Source organism: Amycolatopsis sp. WAC 04197 (assembly GCF_003947475.1).
In the GTDB taxonomy this organism is placed as follows: domain Bacteria; phylum Actinomycetota; class Actinomycetes; order Mycobacteriales; family Pseudonocardiaceae; genus Amycolatopsis; species Amycolatopsis japonica.
On the sequence record NZ_QHJK01000006.1, the window covers coordinates 347,301 to 363,606 of the forward strand.

Annotated in this window: 15 protein-coding genes; 7 read left to right on the forward strand and 8 right to left on the reverse strand. The window is 68.9% G+C overall.

The annotated features are described in order from the left end of the window. Nucleotides 1-18: 18 nt before the first annotated feature. Together DMC64_RS23855 and DMC64_RS23860 are read left to right on the forward strand one after the other, a co-directional pair. Complete coding sequence (locus DMC64_RS23855) at nucleotides 19-3,933, forward strand: nucleic acid/nucleotide deaminase domain-containing protein (RefSeq protein ID WP_233629787.1); 3,915 nt, start codon at nucleotides 19-21, stop codon at nucleotides 3,931-3,933. After that, nucleotides 3,930-4,322: a hypothetical protein gene (locus DMC64_RS23860; protein ID WP_125735337.1), complete on the forward strand. Its 393-nt coding sequence runs from the start codon at nucleotides 3,930-3,932 to the stop codon at nucleotides 4,320-4,322. The genes DMC64_RS23855 and DMC64_RS23860 overlap by 4 nt, the downstream gene beginning before the upstream one ends. A 600-nt stretch (nucleotides 4,323-4,922) precedes the next feature. On the opposite strand, the gene DMC64_RS23865 is transcribed toward DMC64_RS23860, so the two are convergent. From DMC64_RS23865 to DMC64_RS23880, 4 genes are read right to left on the reverse strand one after another with little or no spacing between them, the layout of a single operon-like run. Further along, nucleotides 4,923-6,590: a cytochrome bc complex cytochrome b subunit gene (locus DMC64_RS23865; protein ID WP_037344747.1), complete on the reverse strand. Its 1,668-nt coding sequence runs from the start codon at nucleotides 6,588-6,590 to the stop codon at nucleotides 4,923-4,925. Next, the gene (locus tag DMC64_RS23870) at nucleotides 6,587-7,720 is read right to left on the reverse strand and encodes a ubiquinol-cytochrome c reductase iron-sulfur subunit (protein ID WP_125735338.1); all 1,134 of its coding nucleotides are present in this window, start codon (nucleotides 7,718-7,720) and stop codon (nucleotides 6,587-6,589) included. The genes DMC64_RS23865 and DMC64_RS23870 overlap by 4 nt, the downstream gene beginning before the upstream one ends. Next, entirely contained in the window at nucleotides 7,717-8,535 is an 819-nt protein-coding gene (locus DMC64_RS23875; protein WP_037344744.1) for a c-type cytochrome, read from the reverse strand. The genes DMC64_RS23870 and DMC64_RS23875 overlap by 4 nt, the downstream gene beginning before the upstream one ends. A gap of 55 nt (nucleotides 8,536-8,590) precedes the next feature. Beyond that, nucleotides 8,591-9,214, reverse strand: a complete 624-nt coding sequence (locus tag DMC64_RS23880; protein ID WP_081975967.1) for a heme-copper oxidase subunit III — start codon at nucleotides 9,212-9,214, stop codon at nucleotides 8,591-8,593. 95 nt (nucleotides 9,215-9,309) lie between these two features. On the opposite strand from DMC64_RS23880, the gene DMC64_RS23885 reads away from it, so the two are divergent. From DMC64_RS23885 to trpD, 3 genes are all read left to right on the forward strand, one after another. Continuing rightward, on the forward strand, nucleotides 9,310-9,726 hold the full coding sequence (locus tag DMC64_RS23885) for a hypothetical protein (protein ID WP_125735339.1): 417 nt from the start codon (nucleotides 9,310-9,312) through the stop codon (nucleotides 9,724-9,726). A gap of 61 nt (nucleotides 9,727-9,787) precedes the next feature. Continuing rightward, a complete protein-coding gene (locus tag DMC64_RS23890) occupies nucleotides 9,788-10,198 on the forward strand; it encodes a hypothetical protein (RefSeq protein ID WP_016336048.1) in 411 nt (136 codons plus the stop codon). Between the two features lie 3 nt (nucleotides 10,199-10,201). Then, nucleotides 10,202-11,227 carry an anthranilate phosphoribosyltransferase gene (gene trpD, locus DMC64_RS23895; RefSeq protein ID WP_125735340.1) on the forward strand — a complete coding sequence of 342 codons (1,026 nt, stop codon included), beginning with the start codon at nucleotides 10,202-10,204 and terminating at the stop codon, nucleotides 11,225-11,227. 197 nt (nucleotides 11,228-11,424) lie between these two features. On the opposite strand, the gene DMC64_RS23900 is transcribed toward trpD, so the two are convergent. Next, the gene (locus DMC64_RS23900) at nucleotides 11,425-12,390 is read right to left on the reverse strand and encodes a helix-turn-helix domain-containing protein (protein ID WP_125735341.1); all 966 of its coding nucleotides are present in this window, start codon (nucleotides 12,388-12,390) and stop codon (nucleotides 11,425-11,427) included. 52 nt (nucleotides 12,391-12,442) lie between these two features. On the opposite strand from DMC64_RS23900, the gene DMC64_RS23905 reads away from it, so the two are divergent. Continuing rightward, nucleotides 12,443-12,838 carry a cupin domain-containing protein gene (locus tag DMC64_RS23905; protein WP_037344733.1) on the forward strand — a complete coding sequence of 132 codons (396 nt, stop codon included), beginning with the start codon at nucleotides 12,443-12,445 and terminating at the stop codon, nucleotides 12,836-12,838. Here the strand turns inward: DMC64_RS23905 and DMC64_RS23910 are convergent. Further along, entirely contained in the window at nucleotides 12,835-13,797 is a 963-nt protein-coding gene (locus tag DMC64_RS23910) for a GlxA family transcriptional regulator (RefSeq protein WP_125735342.1), read from the reverse strand. The two genes, DMC64_RS23905 and DMC64_RS23910, sit on opposite strands and share 4 nt — an antisense overlap. An 82-nt stretch (nucleotides 13,798-13,879) precedes the next feature. On the opposite strand from DMC64_RS23910, the gene DMC64_RS23915 reads away from it, so the two are divergent. Then, on the forward strand, nucleotides 13,880-14,767 hold the full coding sequence (locus DMC64_RS23915) for a DMT family transporter (protein WP_125735343.1): 888 nt from the start codon (nucleotides 13,880-13,882) through the stop codon (nucleotides 14,765-14,767). Nucleotides 14,768-14,832: 65 nt separating this feature from the next. Here DMC64_RS23915 and DMC64_RS23920 read toward each other — a convergent pair whose 3' ends face one another. Together DMC64_RS23920 and DMC64_RS23925 are read right to left on the reverse strand one after the other, a co-directional pair. Beyond that, nucleotides 14,833-15,252, reverse strand: coding sequence for a cytochrome c oxidase subunit 4 (locus DMC64_RS23920; RefSeq protein WP_037344731.1), 420 nt, complete (start codon nucleotides 15,250-15,252; stop codon nucleotides 14,833-14,835). Between the two features lie 40 nt (nucleotides 15,253-15,292). Beyond that, on the reverse strand, nucleotides 15,293-16,231 hold the full coding sequence (locus DMC64_RS23925; protein ID WP_034321399.1) for a cytochrome c oxidase subunit II: 939 nt from the start codon (nucleotides 16,229-16,231) through the stop codon (nucleotides 15,293-15,295). Nucleotides 16,232-16,306 lie beyond the last annotated feature (75 nt).

Consider the following 16,306-nt stretch of genomic DNA (forward strand, 5'->3'; position numbering starts at 1 on the left):
CGATTTCTGGGGGTTCTGATGTCGAGAACGAGATATCTGCTGAGAACGTTCCTTGTCTTCTTGGCCACCGCCCTGCTCGCCGGGCTCATCAACCCGGCGCCCGCGGCCGCGGCCGACGATCCACCACCGACCACACCGCCACCGACGTCCCCGGCCCGTCCCCTGCCGGAAGACCCGTACCGCAACTGGGACGGCCGATCGGGTGTCCCCGCCCTGGTGGGCAGTCCCGTCGTCCGGCAGATCATCGCCGATCACGCCGAGCTGGCCGAGGAGCCCGAAGTACGTGAGGCCGCGCGCGCGGCGCTCGACGCGGGCACCGAAGCCGCATTGCACGAATTCCTCGAAACCGGCCTCGACGCCGCCAAGGCGAGGGCCGCGGCGCGGGAAGCCGAGACCGCGCGCCAGAACCGGGCCACCATCCAGGCGATGGCCGGCACCGGCGGGCCGATCTTCAACGCCGAGGTCCAGCGGGTCCTCGCGGGAAGCGATACCGACCGCGAGCAGTTCCTCGCCTACGGCAAGGAGATCGCGAGGGAACGCGACGCACAGGTCGCGGCGGGCGGCCAGGCACGCGCGGAGCAGCTGCGCGCCAGGGTCACGGCGCTGCTCGGCGTCGCCGGGCACCACGTGAAGACGGCGGCACAGGCCGCGCTCGACGCGGGTGACGCGGCCATCGCCGAGTTCCTGAACACCGGATACCTCGCCGCGGCGAAACGTGACGCCGAAGAGCGGGAGAAGCAGATCCGTGATCAGGAAGCCGCGGCACGGGCCGCCGAGCAGCTGAGCGACCTCGCCAAACGGGCCGTCCGGGCGATGACCGCGCGGCGGAACCTGATGGTGGCGCACGGGGACGCGCTGCGCGCGCTCCAGCGGATCGCGAACGCGATGGTGCTCGCGGGGAACGAAGCCCGTAAGGCCAAGCAGATCCTGGACGCGAACGACGCGGCGGGCAACCACCCGCCCGACTCCTTCGCCTTGGTCAAGGCCGAGGCCGCTCGTCAGGTCGGCAACGCCCGCGTCGCCGCGGCCGATGCCGTACGCGCGGCCGAACAGGCAGGCGTCCAGGCCGCCGAACTGGTCGCCGTCGGACTCCCCTACGGCACTCAGTGGGCCGACATGGCGAGAGGGATGAGCGCGGCCGGGCAGGCGGCGGTCCACGCCTCGGAGACCGCACAGCACGCGATCGACGCCACCGAAGCCACCGACCAGGCACGCAACGCCCAGGAACGCGCCGAGAAACACGCCGAGCAGGCTCGCCAATGGGGTCTGCACGCCGAAGAACACGCGACCGCCGCGGCCCAGGTGGCCGAAGCAGCGCGAGTGCAGGCGGTGGCGGCCAAGGACGCGGCCGTCCGGGCCAGACAAGCGCGCGAAGCGGCCGAAGCCGCGGCCAACGCCGCCAGGGCCTCGGCCGAACGCACCCGCGCGCATCGCGAAGAAGCGGAACGGCAGCGGGACAGGGCGAAGAACGCCCGCAGGGTCGCCGAGGCCGAACGCGCCAACGCGGCCGCCGCCCGTCAGCGTGCCGACCAAGCGGCCGCGGAAGCACGTCGTCATCGCGGCGAAGCCCAACGCCAAGCCGGCATCGCCAACGACTCCAACCTCCGCGCGCAGGAACAGGAACGGCTTGCCGGGGAAGCCGAACAGCGGGCGGTGGGCGAAGAAGGGAAGGCGAGAACCGCTCGCGACGCCGCCTTCACCGCGGAACGGCTGAAGCAGACCGCGCAGGCGAAGGCGGAAGCGCTGAACGCGGCCGAAGCCGCCGCACGAGGCACCGCGGCGGAGACCGATGCGAAGAACGCCGCCGCCGCGGCACGGAACGAGGCCAACAACGCGACCGCCGCGGCCACCGCGGCCCGCGACGCCGCCGACCGGGCGACCGGCGCCGCCGTGGTCGCGAGGCAAGCGGCGGGCGAAACGACCCGGGCGGCGGCACGAGCCCGCGCAGCCGCTCAGGAAGCCCGTGCCGCCGCCTCCGCGGCCAACCACGCGGCCAACCAGGCCGAGTCCTCGGCGGCGGAGACCCATCACCACGCCACCCAGGCCAACGTGAAGGCGGCCGAGGCGACCGCTGAGGAGACCAAGGCGGCCGAGGCGGCGCGGAACGCGGTCCAGCTCGCGGAACAGGCGGCGGGCGAGGCGATGCGTTCGCTGATGGCGGCGGAGCGTACCCGCGCCGAAGCCGACGCCGCGTTCACCGAGTCGGTCTCCGCGGCCACGCAAGCGGATATCGCGCTGCGGGCGTCCACCGCCGCGCGGTCGTCGTCGAGTGCGATCACCGATCCGGCCAACCGGGCGATCACCGTCGTCGCGCCGTACGCGGGTTCGGACCTCGACGCCGATTTCGTCGTCCTCGTCGCCAACCAGGCCAGGGCGGTCGGAGCCGAGCAGGCGCAAGCGGCTCGCGACCGGGCCACCGAGGCGAGGCTGGCTGCGGATCGGGCGGCCGAGGCCGCGGCCCGGGCCCAGAAAGAGGTGAAACCCGCGTTCGAAGCGGCGTCGAGGGCAGCGGCTTCGGCCGCCGCTGCGGCGAACTCGGCGGCCGAAGCGCAGGAAGCGGCAGCCGCTGCCGCGGCCGAAGGCGCGCTGGCCCGTGCCGCGGGCGAGCGGGCGAACGCGTCGGACGCGGCCGCCCGCGCCGACGCCCAGACCGCGCGTGCCGCGGCCAACGAGGCCAACGCCGACGCCGCCATCGCCGGCCGGAACGCCGCCGCGGCCGAACGCGAGGCACAGAGCGCACGGGACTCGGCGTCGCGGGCCGAGCGGGACGCTCAAATCGCCAGGGACGCGGCGACCGCCGCGGAAGCCTCGGCGGCGGAAGCCAGGGCCGCGGCCGACCGGGCCGAAGAACACGCGCGCAACGCGGCCGCCGCCGCGGAACGGGCCCGGCAGAGCGCGACCGAAGCCCAGCAAGCCGCCGACCGTGCGGAAGACCAGCAACGCAAGGAAGAAGAGGAGGCGAGACGCCGCGCGGCGGAGGAGACGGGCGCCGGGCTGCCCGATCTGACCCAGGAAGAGGTCGCCATGCTCTCGGCGACCGAATTCGGCCGGATGCTGCTGGACGAGTACCGCCAGGCCGCCGAACAGTCCAAGAACGGCGGCAGTGTGACGTCGTTCCTGGTGGAGATCGGGGCCGAAGTCCTGCTGGAGGTGATCGGCTGGCGTGACGCGGAGCGGTGCTTCGGTGAAGGCAACATCGAGGCCTGCATTTGGACTGTGGTCAACGTCGCGTCGATCGTCGTCGTCTTCCTGAAACTGCCCAAGGTGGCTTCGGCGGTCGTCAAGATCATCCAGAACATCTCCAGGTTCTTGAACAAATCCGCGATCTTCCGCAAGGTCGCGGACAAGGTCAAACCGCTCTTCAACGCCATCCGCAAATGGTGCAACCGGATCAGCCAGGTACCGGCCACCGCGAAGACCGCGGACCTCCCCGATTTCACCTGCGGGCTCGTGGATCACGGTGACAACGGGGGAACGTTGCCGAGCATCGCGCTCGACTACCGGATCGGAAACGGCTACGGAACCAGCCGGAACGTCGCCGTCGCCTATCTCCCCGGCTACAAGGACCCGAACGGGAAGCTCCCCGACGGCTACGTGGCGGGCAACAGCAACGACGCCGGCCGCCACTCCGAGCAGCACATCGTCGAGCAGGTCATCGAGCAGGGTTTCGATCCCAAGAACATCAAGGGCCTCTACAGCGAACGCGAACCGTGCCCCGACTGCAAACGGGACTGGGTCAGCAAGATGGCGCCCGATCTCAAGACGTCGTTCTCGGTACCGTGGACCGGTGATCCCGAGATCGACAAGATCTACAAGGGGAGCCTGATCGACATGATCAAGAAGTCCTACAAGAGACGCGGACTCTTCCCCGGTGCGGCGACGGCCGCCGAAGCGGAACAGCGCGTCTTGGTGGGCAGCGGAGCAGGTGGATGACCTCGCTCCGCCGCGTCCACCCCGCCGAGCAGGAACGGCTGTTCGCTCTGGGCGACCGGACCGAAGCCGCGTTGCGGATGGCGGGAGTCCCGGTGATCGTCGAGCCCGATCCGGACGATCACCGGGACGCCGGAGGTGCCGTGATCGAGGTGGACGTCTTCGAGGGCTCCTGCGGGGTCTGGGTCGACTGGGTGGTGGCGAGGCCTTGGCGTGATGAGGCCTTCCGGCTCCTGGTGGCGGGCGACAAGGAGGATCCCCGGGTGCGGCGGCAGATCGCCGTCCACGCGGCGATGCGGACGGCGCTCACCGCCGTCCTCACCGCCGCGGGCCTGACCGTCGTCCCGAGCGACGACGACATGCGTCCCCTGGAGCTCAAGGTCACCGGCTGACGATCCACCACGCGTGGCAGGGTCCGTGAAGGCCTCCTTCCCTACCTTGAACGCAGGGTCCCTGCAAAGTCGGATAAGCGCTGGTCAGTGCCACTCCAGGCGGTTCGGACTCGATCTCCGAACGGACGGACGACCGAACGCTTGACCGGGTGATGTCCACAAAGGACACCAACCGGCAGGCAAATGTCCGTTTGATTCATATTCGTCCGGTTTTCAAGTGGGGGTCGTGAGTGTTTTGGGTCGTTCTAACGACCCAAAACACTCACGAGGCGGCACCTGCGACCGAACCGCCGCTCCCCGTAGCCGACCGGGGCGAAGGCTCCTTTCGTCACATCAGACTCGATGAAGGGAGCCTTCAGCCCACACCACTCCGCTAGTGCCCACAGGCGCAGGTTGGATCAGCCGCAGCCGCTCTCCGCGTAGGCAATTTAGACCCCCTTGGCTCTAACGACCAAAAACACTCACGACCTTTGCCGGGCCCCTGCCTTGAGCGTAGGGAAGGAGGCCTTCACGACACGAATGCCGGACCCCTAACGCGTGCGAAGGCCCCCTTCCCTCGGCTGAGCCGAGCGAAGGGGGCCTTCACGCGTGTCTGACGAACTAGTGCCCGGAGGTGATCTCCTTGCGCTCCTCCGAAGGCTCGCCACCGATGTCGTCGACCTTGCCGTTGCCGTGCCCGTTGGCCCGGGCGCGCTCCAGCGCGATCGTCTCCTCGACCGGGTCCGGGGACCAGGTCGAACCGGCGACGGCGTGTCCGGCCGAGCCGAGCTTGTTCATCTTCTTCGGCACCGACGCGCCCTGGTACTCGAGCGGGATCGCGTGGCCGTGGTCGTCCACCGGGCCGAGCGGCTGGTGGATCTCGATGAACTCACCGTGCGGCAGGCGCTTGATGATGCCGGTCTCGACACCGTGCTCCAGCACCTCGCGGTCGGCCCGCTGGAGGCCGAGGCAGATCCGGTAGGTGATGTAGTAGGCGATCGGCGGCAGCAGCAGGACACCGATCCGGCCCGCCCACGTCGTCGCGTTCAGCGAGATGTCGAAGGCGAACGCGATGATGTCGTTGAAGCCCGACAGCATGATGACCGCGAAGAAGGTCAGGGCCATGATGCCCAGCGAGGTCCGGACCGGGACGTCGCGCGGACGCTGCAGCAGGTTGTGGTGCGCGGTGTCCTTGGACAGCTTTCGCTCGATCCAGGGATACATCACCAGCAACCCGATCAGCAGCGGCATCCCGACCGCGCCGGGGAAGAACACCGCCGGGACCGTGTAGTTCCCGAGGTAGAGCTCCCACGCGGGCCAGATCCGCAGCATGCCGTCGGCCCAGGCCATGTACCAGTCAGGCTGCGAACCCGCCGAGACCTGCGCCGCGTTGTACGGGCCGATGTTCCAGATCGGGTTGATCTGGAAGAGGCCCGACATCAGCGCGATGACGCCGGTGACCAGCGCGAAGAACGCACCGCCCTTGAGCGCGAAGACCGGCATGATGCGGACGCCGACGACGTTGGTCTCCTTGCGGCGCACGCCGGGGAACTGCGTGTGCTTCTGGTACCAGACCAGCGCGAGGTGCGCGGCCACCAGGCCGAGCATGATGCCCGGCAGCAGCAGGATGTGGATCGTGTACAGGCGCGGGATGATCTCGTTGCCGGGGAACTCCCCGCCGAACAGCGCCCAGTGGATCCAGGTGCCCATGACCGGCACCGAGAGCACGATGCCCGACAGGGTCGCGCGGATACCGGTACCGGACAGCAGGTCGTCCGGGAGCGAGTAGCCGAAGAAGCCTTCGAACATGCCCAGGACCAGCAGCAGCGCGCCGATGACCCAGTTCGCCTCACGCGGGCGGCGGAACGCTCCGGTGAAGAAGATCCGGAACATGTGCACCATCATCGAAGCCACGAAGATCAGCGCGGCCCAGTGGTGCAGCTGGCGGACGAAGAGACCGCCCCGGACGTCGAACGAGATGTCGAGCGTGGTCGCGAAGGCCCGCGACATCTCGACGCCCTGCAGACCGGTGTAGCTGCCGTTGTAGACGACCTCCTCCATGGAGGGGTCGAAGAACAGCGTGAGATACACACCCGACAGCAACAGGATGATGAAGCTGTAGAGCGCGATCTCGCCGAGCAGGAACGACCAGTGCGTCGGGAACACCTTGTTGAGCTGGTGCCGCATGCCCTTGGCCAGGTGATACCGGTCGTCGGCCCACTTCGCACCAGCGCCCGCGGCCTTCTCGACCGGGTTCGTCCCCTTGGTCGGGGTGGTGAGTGAACTCATGACTTACGCTCCCAAAAGGCCGGTCCGACGGCCTCGTTGAAGTCTCCGCGCGCGATCAGGTAGCCCTCTTTGTCCACTGTAATCGGAAGCTGGGCCAAAGGCCGCGTCGCGGGCCCGAAAATCGGCTTGGCGTAGTGGAGCGCGTCGAACTGCGACTGGTGGCAGGGGCAGAGGATGCGGTTGGTCCGCTGCTCGTACAGGGAGGTCGGGCAGCCCACGTGGCTGCAGATCTTCGTGTACGCGTAGTAGTCGCCGAAGTTGTAGTCCTCCTGGCCCTGACGCTTGACGACCTTGGCGGCGTCGGTCGGGCGGAGACGGATCAGCATGACCGGGTTGTCGACGCGCTTGAAGGCGGCCGACAGCGCGTGCTCGTCGTGCTCCTCGGACTTGCGGTACGGGAACACCGTCTCCATCGCGCCCGCGTCGAGGTCCTCGGCCTTGACCAGGGAGATCTCGTGCGGACGGCCGGTGTTGCGGCGCAGGTAGACGACCTCGTCCGGGAAGTTCTTCTTCCAGCCCGAGTGCCACAGCGAGTCGCGGTTCTCGGTGTCCTTCCACGGGTCCTTGATGAAGGACGCGACCGGCAGCGCCGCGACGGCGAGGCCGAGCACACCGGCACCGGCGCCCGCGGACCGCTTGATCATCGAGCGGCGCGCGATGGTGCTGCGGTTACCCGAGTCGGCGAGCTGGGCGACGATGGTGGCCTTGTCGACCTCCTTGGAACCGCCGTCCCCGCGCTCCTGGACCGAGACCTCGGCCGGGATGAACTTCTTGGTGTAGAGGATCACACCGATACCGAGGCTGAGCACGGCCAGCCCGAGGGTGACCCCGAGCAGCGGCGTGTACAGCGTGTACTTGGTGTAGCCGGTCGTACCCGGCTCCTTGTACTCGAACCAGTGCGGCCACGCGATGAGGACCACGAACGCGAGGCCGGACAGCGCGGCCAGCACGAACCAGAGGGCGACAGCGCGCTCGGCGCGCTTCTCCGCCCGTGTGCCCTCGACCGGCCACGGCGTCGGGTACTCCACGATCTCGACCCCGTCGAGCGCGGTACCCAGCTTGACGAGCTGGTCGCGATCCATGTCCGCCAATTCCGCCTCTGTCGGCGGCTTCGGCCCTTCGGCGCTCATGCCTTCGATCCAATCCACAACGTCACGCCGATCAGCGCGGCGATCCCGACGATCCACGCGATCGCGCCCTCCGAAGCCGGGCCGAGTCCGCCGAGCGAGCTACCGCCGGGAGCGTTGTTCCCGTGGCTCACGGACTTCACGAACGCGATGATGTCCTTCTTCTCCTCCGGCGACAGCTGCCGGTCGGAGAACTTGGGCATGTTCTGCGGCCCGGTGAGCATCGCGGTGTAGATCTGCTCTTCCGTGGCCGGGTCCAGGTTCGGGGCGAACTTGCCCGAGGAGAGCGCGCCGCCGCGGCCGGTGAAGCCGTGGCAGGAGGCGCAGTTGAGGCGGAAGAGCTCGCTGCCGCGCGCGACGTCATCGCCGCGCAGCGCGTCACCCTTCTCGGCGGGACGCTGCGCACCGCCGCCGTTGGCCTGGATGTAGGCGCCGAGGGCGTTGATCTCGGCCTCGGACAGCTTCGGCGGCTTCCGCTGCGCCTGGGCTTCTTGACGCACCGCGGGCATGCGGCCGGTGGAGGTCTGGAAGTACACGGCCGCGTCGCCGATGCCGATGAGGCTCGGGCCACGGTCGGTGACACCTTCGAGCTTCGGCCCGTGACATTCGATACACGTGTTGTTGTAGAGCTTCTCGCCCTCGCGCAGGAGGGCGGATTCGCCCTGCGCCTGCGCGGTCTGCGGCTCCGGGGCGAAAACGGCGTACAACCCGCCCACGCTGAGCAGCGCGATCCCGAGCGCCAGCGCGCCGGCGAACCGCCTGCGTGCCTTCGACCGCTTGCGGAAGCGGCGCTCCGTGTTGTTCTTGCTGGAGGTCATCTTGCGGCAACCCTTGCTGTCAGTTCAGGCCGATAGGTCGTGGTGGCGGCTTCGTTCACGGAAGGATGTAGATCACCGCGAACAGACCCACCCACACGATGTCGACGAAGTGCCAGTAGTACGACACGACGATCGCCGAGGTGGCCTGGGCCGGGGTGAACTTGCTCAGCTTGGTGCGGATGAGCAGGTACACGAACGCGATGAGCCCGCCGATGACGTGCAGGCCGTGGAACCCGGTCGCGAGGAAGAAGACCGTGCCGAACGGGCCGGACGGGATCGTCATCCCCTCTTCGATCAGGTGGAGGTACTCGTAACCCTGGCCGCCGACGAAGATCGCGCCCATGATCAACGTGATGATGTACCAGCGTCGAAGGCCGAAGACGTCGCCCTTTTCGGCGGCGAACACGCCGAACTGGCAGGTGAACGAGGACGCCACGAGGATCACCGTGAACGGGATCGCCAAGGCGACGTTCAACTCGAAGGGCTCACCGTGCAGCGGCGGCGGCCACTGGCCGGTCGCGTTCTGCGCCTTCACGGTGAAGAACATGGCGAACAGTCCGGCGAAGAACATCAGTTCGCTGGACAGCCACACGATGGTGCCGACACTGACCATGTTCGGCCGGTTCAGCGAGTGGACCCGCTGGCTGATGGTGGGAGCTGCCGTTGTCACGCGTCGCATTATGTCCTCTCACGCATGGCGCCCGCCGGGTGGGTCCACGGCGGGTCGCGTGCGTGTCGGGTCACATCTGAACGAAAGTGGGAACCGGGCTACTCATGGGTTTACTAGATCGGCTTCGTGACCTGGTCAGGAAGCCTTCCGCGCCGAGCCTGACGATCGACACGCCCGGCGTGGAGATCGTCGTGGAGGCGTTCGATCCGGCCGAGGCGGATTCTTCGGCGTTGGCGAGATCACCCGCTTGGGTCGCCGAAGCGCCCGCGATCCTGCGGCATCACTTGAAGCTGCCGCCCGAAAAGGTGGCGGAGGCGGCCTCGATCCTCGCCCAGGACGGCTGGGAGCTGCGAGAACAGGCATCCGACGGGGAGTCCGCCCTCGCGCACGCACTGCGCGTCCAGACCCTCGACGCGCTGCACTGCGCGCAGGAACGGTCACGGATGGCGGGGCTCGCGCAACGGCTCGGCGGCGACTCCCTGGGCTGGGACGCGCTCCAGCCGTCGGGTGCGTCCACGTGATGTCGGTCATGGCGGATAACATCGCGGGGTCGACATGACTAGACGAGGCGGAGGCGCGCTCATGGGCGAGCAGGCGATGCGGATCCTGGTGTTCAGCCACAAGGCGGAGGTGCGCGAGGCGATCATCAACGCCGTCGGCCGCAGGCCCGCCGCCGACCTCGGCCGGGTGGACTACACCGAGGCGTCCGGCATCTCCGAGGTCCTCGTCGAGATGGACGCGGGCAACGTGGACCTGGCCATCCTCGACGGCGAGGCCCAGCCGACCGGCGGCATCGGGCTGACCCGTCAGCTGAAGAACGAGATCGAGGATTGCCCGCCGATCGTGGTGTCGGTGCGGCGCAAGGACGACCGCTGGCTCGCGACCTGGTCGCAGGCCGACGCGGTGCTGGTCCACCCGCTCGACCCGCTGACCGCCGCCGAGACCGTCGCCGACGTGCTGCGCGCCCGGCGGGTGCCGGCCGTGCACGGCTGAGCCGTGACCGCCAAGACCTGGCCGTCCCTGCTCAACCAGCTCATCGCGCGCGCGGATCTGTCCGAGCAGGACACCGCGTGGGCGATGGACCAGATCATGAGCGGGGCGGCGACGCCGTCCCAGATCGCCGGATTCGCCGTCGCGTTGCGCGCGAAGGGTGAGACACCGGCGGAGATCTCCGGTATGGCCGACGCCATGCTGGCGCACGCCAAACGGGTGACCATCGACCGGCCGTCGGTGGACATCGTCGGCACCGGCGGCGACCGGTCGAATTCGGTCAACATCTCCACCATGGCCACGGTGGTGACGGCCGCGGCGGGTGCCCCGGTGGCCAAGCACGGCAACCGGAGCGCGTCGTCGAAATCCGGCGCGGCGGACGTGCTGGAGGAGCTCGGCGTCACGATCGACCTGCCGCCGGAGACGGTCCAGCGCAGCGTGAACGAGCTGGGCATCGGCTTCTGCTTCGCGCCGAAGTTCCACCCGGCCCTGCGTCACGCGGGCCCGACCCGCGGCGAGCTCGGCGTGCCGACGACGTTCAACCTGCTGGGTCCCCTGACCAACCCGGCGCAGCCGCGCAGCTCGCTGATCGGCTGCGCGTATCAGGACAAGACCCGGGTGCTGGCCGAGGTGTTCGCGCGGCGCGGCATGACCGTGCTGCTCGTGCGCGGCGACGACGGCCTGGACGAGCTCACCACCACGACCACGAGTTCGGTGTGGGTGGTCTCCGGCGGCGAGATCACCGAGCGGAGCTTCGACCCCGCTTCGCTGGGCATCGCCAGGGCGACCGCGGACGACCTGCGCGGCGGGGACGCCGCCCACAACGCCGACGTGTTCCGCCAGGTGATGGCCGGGAAGACCGGGCCGGTGCGGGACGCGGTGCTGCTCAACTCGGCTGCCGCGCTGGCGGCTTTCGCCGGGTTCTCCGGATCGCTGGAAGACGATCTGGCGGCCGGGCTCGAACGGGCGGCGTCGGCCATCGATTCGGGCGCCGCCGCGGACCTGCTGAACCGGTGGATCGCCTTCGCCTGACCTGCGCCCGCCCTGCCCTCGGTCCCGCAAATGTCATGAAAGGGCCGTTCAGGACGTTTTTCGTCTTGAACGGCCCTTTCATGACATTCGGCGACCATCGGCACCCCGCCGGACGCCGCCCCTCAAGAGCGCGCCATGAAAGGTCCTTTCCTTGCAAATTTTGCAAGGAAAGGACCTTTCATGGCATCGGCGACCGGTCACGACGCGGTGCTGAAGCGCGCCCGGTAAGCCGTAGGCGTCAGCCCAGTAGCCCGCCGAAGCTGCGTACGCAGGTTCGCAGCGGTCCCGAACCCCGAAGCCCGCGCCACCCGGTCCAGCCGCTGCTCCCCACGCTCGATCAGCCGGCACGCCAGCGCGATCCGTTCCGTCGTGAGCCACGCCAGCGGCGTCGTCCCCAGTTCGGCGCGGAACCGCCGGTGCAGCGTCGCCTGGCTGGCCGCCGCCCGCGCGGCGAGGTCGGCGACGGTGAGCGGCCGGTCCAGCCGTTCCCGCGCCCACGCGAGCACCGGCGCCAGCGACGTGTCCGGCACCGGCGGCAGGGGACGTTCGACGAACTGCCGCTGCCCGCCGTCCCGGTGCCCGGCGAACACCAGCCGCCTGCTCACCGCGTTCGCGATCTCGGCGCCGTGGTCACGGCTGATCAGATGCAGCCCCAGATCGAGCGCGGCCGCGCTGCCTGCCGCGGTCAGGACGTCGCCGTCGTCGACGAAGAGCACGTCCGGCTCCAGCAGCACTTCGGGGAACAGCTCACGAAACCGTCCGGCCCATTTCCAGTGCGTCGTCGCGCGGCGCCCGTCCAGGACCCCGGCGCGCGCGAGGGTGAAGGCGCCCGTGCAGAAGCTCACCAGCCGGGCACCCCGCTCGGACGCGGCGCGAACAGCCTCCAGCACCGACTCCCTGGCCGGGCTCTCCGGATCGGGCCGGTTGGGCACGATCACCGTGTCGGCGGTCTCCAGGGCTTCGAGCCCCGCGACCCCGGTGAGGGTGAACATGCCCAGATGCATCCGCACGGACGGCTCGGCCGCGCACACCGTGAAGTCGTACCAAGGCCTGTCCAGCTCCGGCCGCCGCAGGCCGAAGAGCTCGGTCGCGACGCCCATTTCGAAGGGGTTGGAGCCCTCGTCGACCAGGATGGCGACCTTGTGCGAGGAATCATGCGACATATGCGATTCCTAGCACTCACTGCTCCGGCGGTCCAGTGACGAGGATCGGGGTATGAGCAAGCAGCCGATCGATCTGGAAACCGCGCTGGCCGGGTTCGACGAGATCTGGAGCCCCCGGATCGTCGCCCACGTCAACGACTACGACGTCCGTCTCGCCAAGGTCGCGGGCGAGCACGTCTGGCACGTCCACGAGAACACCGACGAGTTCTTCCTCGTTCTCGACGGCACCTTGGACATCGCGTTGCGGGAAGAGGGCGGCGAACGCGTCGTCACCCTGCCGCGCGGTTCGGTTTTCGTCGTCCCGCGCGGGACGTTCCACAAACCGTCCTCAGTGGACGGTGCGTCGTTGTTGCTGTTCGAGCCGACCGGCACGCTCTCCGTCGGCGACGAGCACGACGAGGTCCCCGACCACGTCCAAGTGACAGTTGGACAGGAAATCTCCTTCTAGCCTGCGGAAAAGGTCCTGCGGTACGCGCTCGGGCTGGTCCCCCGCAGCTTGCCGAACTGATGCCGCAGCGCGGCGGCCGAGGCGTATCCGCAGGCGACCGCGATGTCCTCAATGGACAGACGGCCTTCTTCGAGCAAGGACTGCGCCCGGTCCAGGCGGCGCTCGGTGAGCCATCGGTGCGGCGTCGTGCCGGTGGCAGCCGAGAACCGGCGCAGGAACGTGCGCTCCCCCAGACCGCTGCGGCGGGCGAGCTCCGCGACGGTGAACGGCCGGTCCAACCGCCGCTCGATCCATTCGAGCGCTTCGGCGAGCACGGTGTCGTCCGGCGCGGCGGTCTCGGGCACCGGCGCCTGCACGAACTGCGCCTGCCCGCCGACCCGGTGCGGCGCCGCGACCATCCGCCTGGCCAGTGTCGTGGCCGCGGCGACACCGCGCAGCTCCCGCACCAGATGCAGGCACAGATCGACGGCGGCCACGGTTCCCGCGCTGGTGAGAACGCCGCCGTCGTCGACGTACAACGCCTTCGGGTCGACCTTCGCCGTCGGGAAGCGCGACCGGAACTCCTGCTCGTAGACCCAATGGACGGTGCAGTTGCGCCCGTCGAGCAGCCCCGCGTAGCCGAGTGAGAAGACGCCCGCGCAGAAGCCGGCGACCCAGGCACCTCGGCTCGCCGCGTCGCGCAGGACCTCGAGCACCGGCTCCGGCGGGCTCGCGCTGCGGGGCGCACAGGTCGGGACGATCAGCAGATCCGCGGACGCCGCGAAGTCCAGGTCCCGCAACCCATCGAGCCCGAAACCGGACCAGCTCAGGACGTTCGCGCCGCCGGGCGAGCAGACCGCGAAGTCCCAGCCCTCGATGCCGTCGGCGCTGCGATCGGTGCCGAAGACCTCGCAGGCGACGCCGAGTTCGAACGGCGAGACCTGGTCGGCGAGCACCACCGCGACCTTCTTCACATCCATCCGGGCAGTGTGTCACAAGTTTTGCGGTCGGTGTCATCTCTGACACTGGTTGAACGCGCAAACGAGGGCGAAAGTGGTCGCCATGAACAAGAACAACCCCGTGTTGCAGTGGACGGCCGCGATGGCGCTGTCCGGCACGATCGGCGCCGTCGTCCTCGAAAGCGGCGCCGACGCCCCCGCCGTGGCGTTCGCGAGGAGCCTCGTCGGCGGCCTGCTGCTCCTGGTGTGGAGCGCGGCTCGCGGCTGGCTGCGTCCGTGGACGCTCAGCCGCCGCGACCTGCTGCTCGCGGTCCTCGGCGGCCTGTTCCTGGTGGGGAACTGGGTGCTGCTGTTCGCTTCGTACTCGCTGTCGTCGATCGGGGTCAGCACCGTCGTCTACCACACGCAGCCGCTGATGCTGGTCGGTCTCGCCGCGGCGTTCCTCGGCGAGAAGATGGCGAAGAGCCAGCTGGTCCGGGCGCTGATCGCGTTCGGCGGGGTGACCCTCATCTCCCTGTCCGCGCACGGCGCCGACGGCAAACCCGTCCGGCTGGCGGGGATCGCGCTCGCCCTCGGCGCGGCCGCGCTCTACGCCGGCGCCTCGTTCGTCGCGAAGCAGCTCACGCACGTCCGCCCGCACGTCCTCGCGGCCGTACAGCTCGTGACCGGCACGATCGTGCTCGCGCCCACCCTGCTGGTCACGCCGCTGCCCACGGATACCTCAGGGCTGCTGTGGCTCGTCCTGCTCGGGACCGTGCACACCGCGCTGATGTACGTGCTGATGTACGCGAGCATCGGGAAGCTGCCGACCACGACGGTGGCGCTGCTGTCCTACGTCTATCCGGTGGTCGCGGTGGTCGTCGACGTCCTCGCCTACGGACACCGGCCGACCTGGCCGGAAGGGGTGGGGATGCTGGCCGTCCTGGCGGCCGCGCTGGCCCCGAAGCGCACGCGAGCCCCTCGCCCCGAACCCCAGCCCGCCCGCGTTTAGTCCTCTGAATGCGAAAAGCGGCGCCCCGGTCCGGAGACCGAGGCGCCGCTTCCGGCGTCAGAACGTCACTCGTGGTTCGGACCGGTGTGGTACTCGAACACCAGCCCGCCGATGGCGATGATGACCAGGCCCAGCGCGATGATCAGCAGCCAGACGTGGAAGAACGCGAGCGCGACACCGGTCAGCGCGGCGGCCGCCGCGAGACCGATCGGCCAGTAGCTGCCCGGGCTGAAGAAGCCCAGCTCACCCGCACCGTCGCTGATCTCGGCGTCTTCCCGGTCCTCCGGCCGCGGCTCGATGCGCCGCGCCACGAACTGCAGGTAGCTCCCGGCCAGGAAGGCCAGGCCACCGGTGAGGATCAGGGCCACCACACCGACCGGCTCGACGCCGTCCCGGGTCATCGTTCCGGTCATGTACGCGTAGATACCCGCGACGATGACGGAGAAGACCGCGACGAGGAAGAAAATCCGTCCTTCGACCTTCATGGACGTTGCCTCACTCCTGTTTCGGGCTCGAACAGCCGGGTCAGTTGGACGCGACCCGCGCGGTGCGGTCGGTGTTGAACGGGGTGGTGGTGACGGCGTAGGGCGAGCACAGTTCGCCGCAGTTCATCGCCGTCAGCGCCTCGGAAGCCGTGTTCGGCTTGCCGCTCTTCGGGTTCACGGTGCCGCGGAGCTGGATGTACTGCGCGTACTTGTCCGGCGAGAGCGCCCTGACCTCGAAGTTCATCCCCGAGTGGTAGGTGCCGCACAGTTCGGCGCAGCGGCCGACGAACGAACCTTCCTTGTCGATCGAGTTCTGGAAGGTGAAGTCCTGGTTGTTCTTCTCCGGGTCCGGCATGACGTCCCGCTTGAAGTGGAACTCCGGCACCCAGAACGAGTGGATGACGTCGGCCGACCGCAGGTTGTACTGGATCGTCTTGTTCGTCGGCAGGACCAGCAGCGGGATCTCGGTCGAGCTGCCTACCGTGGTGATCTCGGGGTCCTCGTGGTTCTTGGAGTCGCTCTTGTACTTGAACTCCCAGTTCCACTGGAACGCGACGATGTCGACCGTGACGTCCGGGTTCTCCGTCTCGGCGAGCACGCGGTTCTCGGTGGTCGCGGTGAAGAAGAACAGCACGCAGACCATGATCGTCGGGACGACGACCGTGAAGATCTCCAGCGGGATGTTGTACTGGAACTGACGGGGCAGTTCCTCTTCCGCGCCGTCGGCGGTCTTCTTCTTGCGGTGGAAGATCGCGGTCCAGAAGATCAGCGCCCACACGATGACACCGACGGCCAGCGCGGCGATGACGGTCCACGTCCACAAGGTGCGCATGTCGTGCGCCTGCGGGGTCACCCCGACCGGCCAGCCGAAGCGGAGGATCTCGTCCCCGGAACAGCCCGTCGCGGTCAGCATCACCAGCGCGGCGAGCGCTGCGACGCGACCAGCCCGCTTAACTGGGGTGCGCTCTGGATTTCCCACTGCGCCTTGCCCTTTCACCCAGAGCCTCCTCGACCGATCTTCGTGACAGGCGGAGCCTAGCCGAGTTGCGGCGCC